Origin of the sequence: Variovorax sp. NFACC27 (genome assembly GCF_048301545.1) — a bacterium.
Classification (GTDB): Bacteria; Pseudomonadota; Gammaproteobacteria; order Burkholderiales; family Burkholderiaceae_C; genus Variovorax; species Variovorax gossypii.
The window spans coordinates 5699027-5712190 of the sequence record NZ_CP157613.1; the positions used below are offsets into that span (position 1 = coordinate 5699027).

5 protein-coding genes are annotated in these 13164 nt (G+C 67.8%); 1 reads left to right on the forward strand and 4 read right to left on the reverse strand.

Features of this window, described 5'->3' with window-relative positions:
* The 3 genes from ABL840_RS26735 to ABL840_RS26745 are packed head-to-tail and all read right to left on the reverse strand — an operon-like array spanning window position 1 to window position 10307.
* Window positions 1-561, reverse strand: coding sequence for a glycoside hydrolase family protein (locus tag ABL840_RS26735; RefSeq protein ID WP_093303815.1), 561 nt, complete (start codon window positions 559-561; stop codon window positions 1-3).
* Window positions 561-872, reverse strand: coding sequence for a hypothetical protein (locus ABL840_RS26740; RefSeq protein WP_093303812.1), 312 nt, complete (start codon window positions 870-872; stop codon window positions 561-563). The genes ABL840_RS26735 and ABL840_RS26740 overlap by 1 nt, the downstream gene beginning before the upstream one ends.
* Window positions 873-923: 51 nt before the next feature.
* Window positions 924-10307 (reverse strand): PLxRFG domain-containing protein, encoded by a 9384-nt coding sequence (locus tag ABL840_RS26745; protein WP_093303809.1) that lies wholly within the window; start codon window positions 10305-10307, stop codon window positions 924-926.
* 84 nt (window positions 10308-10391) lie between these two features.
* Between ABL840_RS26745 and ABL840_RS26750 the strand changes: the two genes are divergently transcribed.
* Window positions 10392-10874 carry a hypothetical protein gene (locus ABL840_RS26750; protein ID WP_143042952.1) on the forward strand — a complete coding sequence of 161 codons (483 nt, stop codon included), beginning with the start codon at window positions 10392-10394 and terminating at the stop codon, window positions 10872-10874.
* Window positions 10875-11141: 267 nt separating this feature from the next.
* On the opposite strand, the gene ABL840_RS26755 is transcribed toward ABL840_RS26750, so the two are convergent.
* A complete protein-coding gene (locus ABL840_RS26755; RefSeq protein WP_143042951.1) occupies window positions 11142-13148 on the reverse strand; it encodes a hypothetical protein in 2007 nt (668 codons plus the stop codon).
* Between the last annotated feature and the right edge of the window lie 16 nt (window positions 13149-13164).

Genomic DNA, 13164 nt, shown 5'->3' on the forward strand with positions numbered 1-13164 from the left:
CTACTGGGCAGCCACGCAGGCACGGTGTCGCGCCTGCTGGCGCAACCACACGCCCTTGCAGCCCTTCGGTCCCCAGTTCTGCGGCAACGCGCAGTCGCGGCCGGCCTGGAAGCGGTAGCGCGGAAGTGCATCGCAGGCGGCGCGCGGCCGCCCGGCCAGCAGCTCGCGGCGCATGCTCGAATCCGTCCAGTTGCGCATGCCGTACTGCCCCACGAAGTCGAGATAGAGATCGAACTCCTCCTGGGTCAGCTTCACGCCCGGCAAGGATGCGGCGAAGCGTTGCTCTTCCGCCCGGTTCAGGTTGCGCGCGAGCTCCTCGGCGCGCTGGCGCGTGATCGGAGGATCCGCGAGCGTTACACGCTGGCCATCTTCATAGCGGGTCGAGCCGTGCCCTATGGTCGGCACGTCGCCTTGCGTCGGGACATAGGGGTGTAGCACCTCCACACCATCTTCCCGCACCGTCACCGGCCCATCGCCCTCCTGCGCCTTCCAGGCGCCGAAGCCCGCTGCCGACAGCGTGAGAACCGCGACCGCGATGCGTACACGGCTGGGGGCGGCCATCAGTCTGTCTCCGTCGGGCGCAGAGCTGCCCATTCGCTGGGCGTGAGCACCAGGCGCGGCTTGGGTTTGATCCAGCCGATTCGCTCGAAGAAGGGGCGCCAGAACTTCTTCCAGCAGAACTCCGCGAGCAGCGCCACGGTGTAGATGGCGGCGGCTGCCGACGCGATGTTCGGCCAGTTCAGCACGAGCAGGTCGGAAAACATCGACGTCGCCTTGCTCGCGCTCTCCACGACCTGCGCCCCGGCGGCGGATGCGATCGCGGCCCCGGCCTTCACGGCGGGTGCGCTGATGGTGGTGGGGTCTTCGTTCATGCCCGAATGATTCCGGGCATGCGTTGCGAAGCGAAACCCTACAGGGGCCTCCTACACCTCCGCCCGCGCTCGCGCCGCCTCCTCGCGCATCTGGGCGCGCATGGCGCGCGGTGCCGTGTCGGCGATCCGCTGGTCCTTCGACTTCTGCATTTCCCGCACACGACGCATGACGTCGGGGATGCGGATCAGCATCGGCTGCTCGGGATTCTTGGCGTTCCAGTCGGCCACAGCCGCGCGCGCATCGCGCACCTTCGTCTCGTCCTTTTCGAAGATGCCCGCGGCCCACTGCGCGCGGATCTCCTGCGCCCGCATGTTGTAGAAGCCCTTGGCCTGCTGGTTGATGCTGTTGGCCTCCTGGATCGTGGCCACGCTCTGCGGCTGGAATCCGATCGCCTTCAGCGCCGCCTCAAGCTGGGTCGTCTCCAAGACCTTGTACCCCTTGGCGTCGCGGTACATGCCCGTTGCAGCCATGTCCACGCCCTTCGCAGCGTTGCGCACGGCCGTGGGGGCGATCTCCATCGCGCCCGCTCCAACGTTGCCTTGCGCGACCTTCAAAGCGCCGGAGAAGATGCGGCTGACGAAGTCGCCCGCGGGCCCGGCGATCTCGAGCACGTCTCGCGTGTGGTTGGTCTTCTGCTGCAGCAGGCCAGTGCCCGGGATCAGGTTGCCCATGCCCAAGCGGCCCGAGACGTCAAGCGGCGCGCCAGGCAGGCCGCTCACGCCCTTGTCGAGGAAGTCCGCGATGCCCTTCGGCAGCATGGCTTCCAGCGCTTCCTGGCGCGCCTTCTTCGCCGAGAAGTTGTAGCCCAGCAGCTGGGCCAGCCCGTCGACCGCGTCCTCGATGTCTTCCGCGAACGGCAAGCCGCCCGAGCCTCCCATCATCATCAGGGTGCCCAGCGCCAACAGCGCGGCGCGCTTCCCTTCCGGTCCACCCTGCGTGTACATGCGGTGCAGGAGCTCGAGATAGGCGATGGAGTAGGTCTTGAACGTCATCAGCGTGCCGCCGACGGCGCCGCGCCCCCACTGCATCTTCGAGGCCTTCGAATAGACGAACTGCGTCTCCTTCACGGCCCGGCTGGCGAACGCGGCAGGATCCGCCTCGCCGCGATCGCGCGCCACGCGGTATGCCGCTATGAAAGTGATGCGGCGGTTGACCTGCTCGGCCGCGCCGAAGACCTTGCCCCAGGCGAGCGAGAGGCGGGACAGCGCATTCTGTCCGGCAGCGCGCGCCTCGCCCAACCGCGTGCCGTCGCCGGCCCGCAGCGAGCCCGAGCCGCGGGCCTGGGCCATCAGCTGGTGCACCTCTTGCGGGCTGACGACGCCGTCCTCCTCGGCAGCCTTCAAGGCCTTCGCGAGATCCGGCTCGTACTGAAAGCCCTTCGTGGCCATGTCCTTGGCGGCGCCGCCCAGCGCCGCGGCCGCCTTGCGCGCTCCACCGAACTGACTGAGCCACGGGAAGGTCACCGCCACGGGTTGGGTCATGTTCACGAACGCCGACGCGATCGAACCGCCCAGGTACTGCGCGAAGAGCAGGCCGCGCACGGCCTGGGCCTCCTCCTGCGGGTTCTTCACATACTCGGCCAAGCGGACCGCCACGTCCTTCAGCTCGCCCTGCTCCTTCGGGATCGCCGTGACCGCTTCGCCCAGGTCGCCCATGTTCAGGCCGGCGGCGGTCTGCCGCGCGTTGGAGTAGATGAAGCTGGCCAGCACGCGGCCCACGTCCTCGCTGAAGCCGGCGATGCCCTTGCGGTGGATCAGGCGCCGCATCGCGCTGCGGTTGGTCTTCGTGAGCTTCAGGTACTCCTGGAAGGCCTGGTCCTGTGCGCGATCGCCGGTGGAGTCGAGGCCCAGCGCGTTGCCAAACAGCTCGAGTGTTTCCGGTGTCACGCCGGCGAACATCTTGAAGGCCTCCTCGGACAGCGTGCCCTGCCCCACGGCGTCCTCCCCGAACTCGGCGCGCATGCGCGCCGCCATCGTGTTGGCCTCGCGCGCGGTCTCGAACAAGCCGAAGTACTGCCGGTCGCCCTTCGCGTCCACGACGTCGACCGTGTAGCGGCCGAAGCGCGACAGAGGCGCGTAGCCGCGCGCCTGCAGGTCGCGCACCTTGTCGGCCCGGTCGATGATGCCGTTGGCGGTGTTCATCAGCATCGTGGAGCGGTCGGGCTGGTCGGTGGCCAGCTGCGCAAGGTGATCGCGGATCAGCACTGCGGCCGCCTGCGCGTCCGGCGCATCCATCACCATCGTGCGCAGGCCCTTCGCATCATCGCCGGCGAAGCGCAGCATGTCGGCGCGCGCCATGGTGTCGAGGCTGCGGTTCGTCGCGTCTCGGAACTCTCGGTACAGCGCGACCTGGTCATCGTTCAGCTGGAACATGCTGCGCAGCTCGGCGTCGCTCCAGACGACCCCGGGCTGCAGCATGCGCGATTCGTAGCGTGAGGCCACCGCCTTCTCGTAGGACTCGAGTGGCATGCCCTGCCAGGCCTTGAGCATGCGCTCGTCGATCATGCCGTTGCGCAGCAGGCGCTGCGCCTTCTGCTCGGCGGTGAACCCGGCCGCGGCATCGATCAGTTCCTGCACCTGCACAGGCTTGCCCTGCTCGTCTCGCGCCCAGGTCAGCGTTCCCTCGAAGACGGGCTTGGCCACTGCCGTGTTGGCGGCGGCGGAGATCGGCGACTTCTTTATGTCGCGCCACGTTTCGAGCTTCGGCAGCAGCTTGGGCGCCAGCTCAGCCGCGTCGGTCGCGTAGTGGCTCACGTCGTCGACGAAGCCCTGGGCAGCATCGAACACCGGCTTGAAGGCCGGCGAGCGCTCTGCCAGGTTGTACATGGTGCCGATAGTCTTGTGCCACCAGCTGAGCCGGCCTGGCGCGGAGAATGTCTTGTTGAGCTCGGCCGCAGCGGTGCGCGCGTACTCGCCCACGGTCGACCGGCTGAACATGATGTCCGGGTTCGACTCATCGAAGGTGCCAGCGTTGCGGTTCGCACTCTTGATCTGCGTCGGCTGGAAGGCAACGAACTCGCGCTCGCCGCCCTTGTGGTTCACGATGATGCCGTCGTAGCCACGGCTGGCGAGCTCTTGTCGGACGTAGTCCGCGTCCATTTCGGCCCCGGGCTGCTCCATCACCTCGTTGACCACGTCCATCGGGGCGGGGTTCTTGATCGACAGGTAGACCTCGAGCGTTCGACCTTCGTCTCCCTGCGCATAGCCGTCCGCCGCCTGCTTCGAGTCAGTGAAGTAGAAGCCATTGCCCCAATCGGTGTTGCCGTTGCCCTCGCCGATGAAATCGTCATCGAAGGCCGTGAAGGCTTGGTCGGTGCCGTGATAGACAACGAGTGGTTTGCCCGCGTCGTCCACCACCTTGCTGTCCCCAAACCACGCGCGGAATGCGGGCTCGTCGGTCTGGTCCGCGCCGGCGGCCGCCTCGGCCGTCGGGTTGACGCTGTAGATGCGATCGAGGACACTACGGATTGCTCCGGCACCCGCTCTGGCCTGCACCCCAGCTTCCGCTGCATCTGCACCAGTTTTGAAGGCGGTCTGCCGGAGTTTTTCTTTCAGGACTACCTCGTGCACGTACATGCGCTTGGCATTCGAGTCCGCCCTCACCAGCACTACCTCCACCATGTCGCGATCGCCAATGCGTACCGGCGCGGCCACGTGGTAGACCATGCCAGCGTCGCGCGAGCCTTCCATCGCCTCGGCGTGGATGATCTTGCCGTTCTTCAACACGTCGGGCACCGCGGCAAAGGCGGTTGCCTTGTCGCGGCCGATGCCGTGGAACAGGCTGCTCTTCACGGCCTGCCGGTCTAGCGACACCAGCCCGATACCCGGCACGTCGACCTGCGCGTTGCCCGTGCTCTCGTAGAACTGGGTCACCTTCTCGGTCAGCGGCACGCCGTCGGCCGCGAATTCTTTCCCGGTCATTGCCGCCACCGGCGCGCCTTCCAGGAACTCGCGGCTGTCGGCGTCAGCATCGGCGCCCTCTGCGCGGCTGAAGGCCAGCCGGGCGCCCGACTTGGCAGCGCCGGCACCGCGTTCCACGAACTGGCGCGCCGGCAAGATGAAGTTGCGGATGATCTCGTCGTCGGTCAAGCGCAGGCCTCGGAAGCCCGGGACGTGCTCGCGCAACCAGGTGCGGATCGCTGCCACCGCGCGCCGCACGAAGTGCAGCTCCGGAGTGTTCTGCGCCATCTCCGCCAGCACCTCTTCGGCCGCCGCCCGGCGGTCGAGCTTGCTGACGCCTCGCAGGCCGTACTCGCGGATCTTCGCGTCCACGTCCGCGCGCCGCATCGTGGCGATCTGGTTGAGCACGTCGTCGAGCTGCTTGCCGAACGCGCCGCGCAGGCCGTGGTGGCCGAGCACCTCGTGGTACAGCACACGCGCCGCATCCTCTTGGCTGGCCAGCCGTGATGCCATCAGGTAGGCCTTGCCGCGGTAGTAGAACCCCTCCGGTGCGCCGCGGGCTCCGCCGCTGCGCTGGCGCAGGTCGGCGCGGCGGGCCGCCTCGGGGACGACCGCATCGTTCATGTCGAAGGCCACCACGATCTCCGGGGCATTCCCCCAGGCGCGGCGGATGGCGTCGACCGTCTTCTGCACGCTGTGCACTGCCTGAATGCGCGCGCGCGGCGAGTACGGCATGCGGCTCAGCAGGCGCATTGCTTCAGCGGCAGCCGGCGTCATGCTTGAGAGACCGTCATCTGAGCGGCGGAACAGAGCCACGTTGCCGCCATCGCCTTCGCGCGTCTGGATCACACCGACCAGCTTGTCCAACGCCTGGTTGATGGCAATGCGCTCCGCTCCATGCGGGAAGGGGCGCTTGACGCCCCAGGGCGTCATGATGGCGGCGTTCTCCGGCCCATAGTTCAGGAATGGACTCACGCCGCCGCGCTCTGCAACCTTGTCCTCAACGTAGCCCTGGAAGGCGCGGGCCGCCATCTCGTGCGGCGAGGTCCAGTAGTCCTGTCCCCGCCCCTGGTCCAGTTCACGCGCGTCCATGGCGAAACTGGTTGGCACGGAACGGATCTTCTCGGTGCTCTGCTGCGCGTCCGCCAGCATCTTCAAACGCTGGCTGTAGCGCTGCATGTCGCCGCGCAAGGTATCGAGCGTGCCCCTCTGGTCCGCACTGAAGCCGCCTTGGCCGCGCACAGCCTTGAGAATGCCGCTCATCTTCTCCAGCACGTCATTCGTCCACCGGTAACCGGCCAGGCGCGCGGCAGCCGACGGGTTCTTGGATTGGATGCGAAGCTCCAGCGCCTCACCGTTGATGATCTGCTGGGCCAGCGTGTCGAACTCGGCCAGCTGCGCGGCCGTTGCCGGCTTGTTGTTGCGCTTGAAATAGTCGGGCAGCTTCTCCGAAAGGTTCTTCCGGATGCCTGCCAGTCGGTCCTCCACGTCCTTGCGCGACGCGCCCACGAACCTGTCGGCCTTCGCGGTGTCCTCAATGTACTGCTCGGCCTTGCGCGTCATGGTGTTCATCAGGTCGCGATAGGCCTCCTGAACCTCGGCGCACATGCCCGACCGCTCGCCCCGCGTGCCGCCGCTGGCAGCGTTGCGCTCGAAGTCGTTGTTGATCTTCAGCGATCGCGTTCCGTCCTTGTCGGTCACCCATTCGGTGGGCGCCTTGCCGTCCTGACGGCCGAAGTAGTGGTCAAGGGCATGGAACCACTCGTGCGCCAGCGACCCCGCGCCGTTCATCTTCGTCAGGTTGATGACCGCCTTCGCCGGCTCATAGTGCGCGCGCGCGCCGCTCAGTCCGCTGCCGCGGGCGCCGAAGGCCAGCGCCAGTTCGCCATTGAGGCTGATCGCGCGGGGCGGAATGCCCATCACGTCGGCCAGGTCCAGCAGGCCATCGTAGGCATCGTTCAGCAGTTGCTGCCGATCTGCCTGGTTGTTCCAGTTGCCGAACTCCACTCCGCGGAAGCCGAAGGTGCTGGTGAAGTCGTTGTCCTTCACGTCGGACTCGCGCCGCGCCGGCCCTATGCGCTGCTCGGCGGCCGGGCGGGGTAGGTCCGCCTCGCCGAAGGTCGTGTTGGTCTCGATGATCGCCTGCGCGTTTTGGAGCATGTAGCGAAGAGCATCCTCGCGCGTCTCGAAGGACTGCTCTACCACCTTCACGCGCTTGCGATCGGTCACATCGCGCCAGATCTCGAAATTGCCATCGCGCGTGGAAGTCACGCGGTGCTTCATGGCGACGGCCGCCAGCGGAATCGCCGCCTCTGCCTCCTCGCGGGTCGCGTAGGAATCGCGCCCCACCTGCCGCGGCTGCTTGAAGGCATCGAGCGAGCGGGCATCGCGAATTACCCAGCGGCCTTCCTCACTCGCATTGCGGCTCTTCGCGATCTGCGACACCTCGAACCGGCGCGCCCACGCTGGACGGCCATCCTTCGGCGCGGCCGACGCGCGCGTGCCCGATTTCTCGGCGCGGTCTTTCCGAGCGCCGCCGATCTTCTCGCCGAAGTCCACGATCTTGCCGTCGTCCGGGTCGGATTCAGACGGTGCTGCGACTGGCGTCTGCACCTCCGAGGGCGTAGCCAAGCGCGCTGCCGGCCCAACCCGCAGTTCGCGCTCGCTCGGCTGCGTACTGTGCGTGCGCTCGCGCTCGCCCGGAACGGGCTCGAACTGCGCCGGGCCGACCTTGCGCGCGGCGCGCACCGTGACCGACCAATTGCCCTCTTGGTCGGCTGGCTTGTAGCTGATAACTTGATCAAAACCTTGGCCGTAGCTGCGCACCACGTTGCCCGGCGTGAAGTACGAGGCACGGGCTTCCTCCGCCTCGCGGGCGATACGGTCGGCCTTCAGTTCCCGCTTGGCTTTGACCTCCCGAACCTTGGCAACAACACCTCGTGCAGGCTTCGCGGGTGCATCGCTTTCGCCACTGGTCTTCTCGGGCTCGGCAGCGGGCGCGGCGCTAGCCACCGCAGCCGACCGCGCCGGGGCGCTCGCGCTCGACACGTCGGTTGTGGAGCTGGGAAACTCGTGAGCAGCCGTGAGCAGGTCGTCGATGGGTGCATCCAACCGGATGACGCGGACATCGCCGCCCCGGTCACGCGCAGCGAGCCATTGGTGGTGGCCATCGAGCACATGCCCGTCGCGCGACACCAGGATGGCGCGATCGCCCCCTTGGAATTCTTTCGCCTGCTGCACGCGCGCCGGGCTGAACTCGGCCTGCGTGGGCTTGAGACTTGCCGCTGGCACGGTCTCTTCGGCGTGCGCAATTCCGCGCGCGTTCATGAAGTTGGTCATGGCGCCGCGGTGTTCGGCTTTGATTTGCGGCATCTGAGCCCGTGGCACGCCCTTGGTGCCCGAGTCGTTCGCGAACGTCGCCCACTCCCCGTTCGAGGTCTTGCGATTTGGTTCAACAGGCGGCGGCGCTACAGCGGGAGCCGCGGCAACCGGGTCGGCAGACTTCAGCTGCACCACGAACCGGCGGTTGTCGGGCACCACCTGGTGCGTGTCGCTCAGACCCGAATCGTTTACGAAGGCGTCCGCCTTCTCCTGCGACAGGAACCACGCCTTCCCTTGCTCCACACGCTGCGCCGCCTTCTCGCGCTTTGCCGCGGGCACTCCGCCGGCGGCAACCACACCGGCAGGCGCCACAGCTGGCGCTGCTGCCGACGGCTGCTCAGTGCGGCGGCCGCGCGCGCGCGAAATGCCTTCCTGCAGGCTGGCCGGTGCCGGTGCCGGCGCTGCAGTCGCGGGGGCCGTGGCCGCAGCCGGTGCGGCTACTGCTTGCGTGGGCTGGGCTTGTCCTTGCTCGATCGGAGCTGCAGCAGCAACCGGTCGCGCGCCTTCGGCGACATCTGGCGCAGTCGCAACAGGGCCGCCAGTACGTTCTTCCGGGCCTGCGGCTCGGCGGGTAGTTTGAAGGGCATCTGCAATCTCCTGTTCGTTTGCGCCGAGGGCGCGGAGGAATTGGTCATCGGTGACGTTGCGGTCGCCGAAGTCAGGCACGTCGTCCTCGAGCGCCGCGGCCATGTGGCCCTCGGTCGCGCGGTCCAGCGTGCGGAAGTAGTCGTCATAAAGCGATCGGTCGCGCTCGTCCAGGTCGGAGTAGTCGAGGACGGGCGGGGCGGCTCGGTTCGCCGCCGCGACCTGTTCCTGCTCGGCGAGCGCGGCCGCATCGGCTTGCTGCTGCGCATCCTGCAGCACCTGGCCGTGCACACCGGAATCGACGGCAATCGCCGCGCCGGCGGACAGCGGGCCTGCTGCGGGGTCAATGCCCATGGCTTCCGACGGTCGGACCGGTGCTGCACGCTCCGCCAACGCCAGGCCGCCAGTATCGAATTCGCGCTGCGCCGCGTTCGGGCTGGCCTCGAACGGCACTCCGTCCGTCGGTACCGTCGGCATCACCTCCAGCGGCGGCCGGCTGCCGGGGTCACGCGGATCGAAGGTGCGCTGAATGCTGGCCCCTCCGCCTTCCACGCTAGGCAGCGCATCACCGGGCGCCGCGGGCGCGGGCTGCTGCTCGGTCGGCGAGAGCGCCATTCCGTCGGGAGCGCCAAGCGCGGCCTGCGCTGTCGCAGGCTCCCCGCGCGCACCCACGCCGTGCACGAGTGCCGCGCCGCCGCCCATCGCACCGCCAGCGAGCAGGCCCTGCGCTGCCGCTGCACCGACGCCCTCGCCCACGGGCTTATCGAGCGCGAGGTTCTGCAGCGCCTGCTCGGCCACGGATTGCGGCACCTCCTCCAGCAGGCCTTCGGCCAGTGCACCGGACGCGACCTGGCGCGCGAGCGAACGCTGCGACGCAGGGCCGGGCCCGTGGATCGAACCTTGCGCGAGCATCGTCTCCGCATCGCTGATGCCCAGGCGCTGCGCCAGCTTGCCGCCGGCGGCGCCGAAGGCTGCCGTCGTGGCGCCCGTTGCCGCCGCCAGTGCTGCCTGCGCCGGCGTGAGCAACCCATCCTTGGTCTCGCCCCGGATCTGCTCGGCCTGCGAGCCAGCTCCGATCACGCCCTCGCCGGCGGCGCCCGCGACGGCGGCGCCGATCTTCGGCACGACCTTCAGCAGGCCGCGGGCGACACCCGCGCCGCCCAGCATCTGCGGGATCGACTCGCCGATGCTGGTGGCAATCGTGCTCGGGTTCTCGAGCATTGCCTGGGTCGTACCAACGAATCCGTCCGCAGCCGCGACCTTCCTGTTCGCGGCCTTCTGCGCATCGGAGTACTGGTCGCCGAGAAATTCCTGGGTGTCCTTGAACCGGATGCCCGCGTCGTCGAGCGCCTTGCCGACACGGCCGCCTGTCGGAATGTCTGCAAGACCCACGACCGCCTGCGGCAGCCCGACGGCGCCCTTCAGTGCTGTGATGCCGACGTCCTTCGCGACATCGAGAGCGGAGCGCTTTGGGTTCTCTGGAGGGTCGAGCTCACCCGAGAACGGCTTGAGGCTCTGTGGCGGGGCGTCGAGTTGCCCATCGAAGGGTTTGAGGTCGGAACTGGCCATTGCGCCAGTCTTCCGAGGATGTCCCTGAGCGTCGAACCCTACGGGGGGCGCCAGCTACACTCGTTGTCAGGAGACGAGGATCGAGTGAAAAGAAAGCAGACGATTCAAATCGCGGGCAATCCGGTGTACGCAAAGAAGCCCAGCCGCGCGACACCGATCAACAATCCATTGACCGGGACAGCCAGTTTCGGCACGTTTCCAGCTATCAGTGTGCCGGGTGCAGAGTTCGAAGCTGGCCCAATTTATCTTCGCTATGGCGAGCACTTCGGTCCAAATCGAGGGTGGGGTCTGGAGCATATTTGGCAGGCTCACTTCGCGTCTGTTCCGACAGCCGACGATGCGACCCCATTGGTCGCCAATCTGCTCAACACTGTTCTGGTGCCAGGAGCCACCATCTACTACGAATACGGCTTGGGCAGCGCGGGCGAGCGCTCCACCGTCTTTCGCGGCCCGAACGGCGTGGTCGTTGTCGAGCGCAAGTTCGATGGCCGGAACAACGTTTTCTATAGCATCGTGACGGCGTTTTCCACGTCGCGAGTGCATGGAGCCATCATCGGTACGCTGTAATGAAAAAAGCGGCCCAAAAGGCCGCTTTTCAGAAGAATGGTTGGGTCCAAGGTAGGTAGATGCCTCTCCTTAGCTACCGTTGCCGGTGGTTCGGAGCTCCTGAGATTTCTCCCAGCCTCTACTGTCGACGATGTCAGCTACGCCGCTGCCCGTAGTGTGAAGGCCAAATAACTGACCAAGCCCTCACCAAATGCTCTTGCAGAGACCCAACACCCCCATGATAACAAATGTCGCCATATTTGGCCAGTGACGACCTCGGCTGCCCAGCTACCCTCCCACGAAGCGCTTGCCTTGCGCGTCCTCGTAGACCGGCTTGCCGCCCGAGGTGCCGACCTGCTTCGTCATGCCCGGCGGCAGGCCTGCTCGGGCTGGCTGAGCCTGGTCCACGAACTGGCCGGTCTGGTTATTGAACACCCGCGCCGGGCGCGTCGTGAGCTGCTGCGTAGTCGGGTCGACTTCCTGGCCGCCGGCCACCACAGTGAAGCGATTCGGGTGCTCCTTGCCAGTGACAGTCCGGATTTGCTCTGCGATCGCTGCGCGGTCTTCTGGCTTGGCCTTCTCATATTGCGAAAACAGATCCTCGGCGCGCCGTGCCGCGCGCGTCTGAAAGCCTTGAGACTCCTGACGCAGCGCGAGCTCGCCGCGCTGGACGTCATTGGTCGCGCTGGCGCGCGCGTTCGCGCCCACCTCGCTGGTCAGCGTGCGACCGGTCGCGCCGGCCTGCTGCACCATTTCTCGTTGCAAAGCTGCTGCGTCGCGCGCCGCGGACTCTCTAGACTGCGCGCCGATGCGCACCTGCTCCCTGGCATCAGCACGATCCTCGCGTTCTCCTCGCAGGGCTCGAACTGCGCCGATGGCGGCGTCACCTCGCCCGGGCAGCCCGAAGTTGGTAGAGCCGACTGAAGCGTTGCGCGCATCGCGGCGACCCGCATCGCCGTCGGCGATGACCGCCACGCCTCCAGGCTGAAATCCAGCTGCGATGCCAGCACCCGCGGCGCGCTCGCCTGCGCGCTCGGCAATGCCGCGAGCCTCGAGCGCATCAGCCGCGGCCAAGTTCTGCGCGCTGGGCCCCGAGCGCGGCGCGAATCCCGCCGCGGCTGCCGCAGGCGAATCGCCGTAGCTGTTGCCCTGCCGGAACACTCCGGGCATGACCTGCGCTGCTGCGGTGCCGACCTGGCCATCCGCAGCGCCGGGGGCCGGCGCGTCTGCTGGCGCTGCTACTGGGGCGGGTGTTGCAGGCCGCGCACCCGCCGCCACCGGCACCGCAGTCGCGGCGGATCCGGCGCCGCCATGGCCCCAACCTTCGCCGACGCCCGCGAAACCGCGACTGGTTGGCGCGGTGCTCGCAGCCGCATCGCCCTTGTACAGGAGGGATCGTGGGTCGTTGAAGGCATCGAGGCGCCCGGGACCGTCTTGCACCTTGGCTGGCTCGAACGTGGCCGGGCCGGTGGCGACGTAGGGCTGCATCATGCCGCCGCGCGTACCTGCAGTCGGTTCACGGCGAAACACGCCGAACGCAGCACCTTGCGTCTGCGCGAGCGGATTCGTCTCGGCGCGCGGTGCAGGCACGGCCGCGGGTGCCGGGAGCGCCTGCGGGCTCGGCGCCATGGATGCAGTCAGCATCGGAAGCGGCGCCGGGATGCTGGCGCTGACGTCCGTCCCTCCTCTGGGAGCGCCAGTCGCCCTGCGGCGCGACTCATCGTCGACCAGGCCGCCATCGGCAAAGAAGAGCTCCTGGTCTTCGTCGCCCGGGCGGAAGCCACCCGACGCGTCCGCCGGCGCGTGCGTCGCGTCCTTGATTGCATCAAGTGCCTGCACGCCGACGGCATGCACCTGCTCGGGGGGCAACTGGTACTCGCCGTTGCTCAGGTTCACCGGGACCTTGGCGGGACTGAATCCGAGGGCGGCCACGCCGTCCTCTCCAATCTGCTCGGTGGAGTCGGCCGGCATGATGTAGCTGCCAGGACGCGCCTCCGTCTCGATGCTGTCCGACGTGCCGGTGCCGGGCCCGCGCACCGGCCCGCCGTCCTTGAGGCCCGCGGCCTTCATACGCCGCTCGGTCGCGCTCATACCGGCGTACTGCGTCAGGGCGCGTTCGGGCGCGGGTGCCGGCGCGGGCGCCGCCACGGGCGCAGGCGCTACTGCAGGTGCCGGCGCGCCTACGTCCACCGGTTCGGGAATTCCCATCACTCGCCGCACGAGACCACGCACGAGGCCTCCCTCGGCAAGGTGCTGCGCCGGAACGCGCTTGGGGGCGGAAATGAAGCCGTGCATGGTCTACCTCTCGATC

What these genes read in the sequence shown, in the direction of transcription:
- ABL840_RS26735 (WP_093303815.1), bottom strand. Translation starts at nt 561, where the DNA reads ATGGCCGCCCCCAGCCGTGTACGCATCGCGGTCGCGGTTCTCACGCTG.
- ABL840_RS26740 (WP_093303812.1), bottom strand. Translation starts at nt 872, where the DNA reads ATGAACGAAGACCCCACCACCATCAGCGCACCCGCCGTGAAGGCCGGG.
- ABL840_RS26745 (WP_093303809.1), bottom strand. Translation starts at nt 10,307, where the DNA reads ATGGCCAGTTCCGACCTCAAACCCTTCGATGGGCAACTCGACGCCCCG.
- ABL840_RS26755 (WP_143042951.1), bottom strand. Translation starts at nt 13,148, where the DNA reads ATGCACGGCTTCATTTCCGCCCCCAAGCGCGTTCCGGCGCAGCACCTT.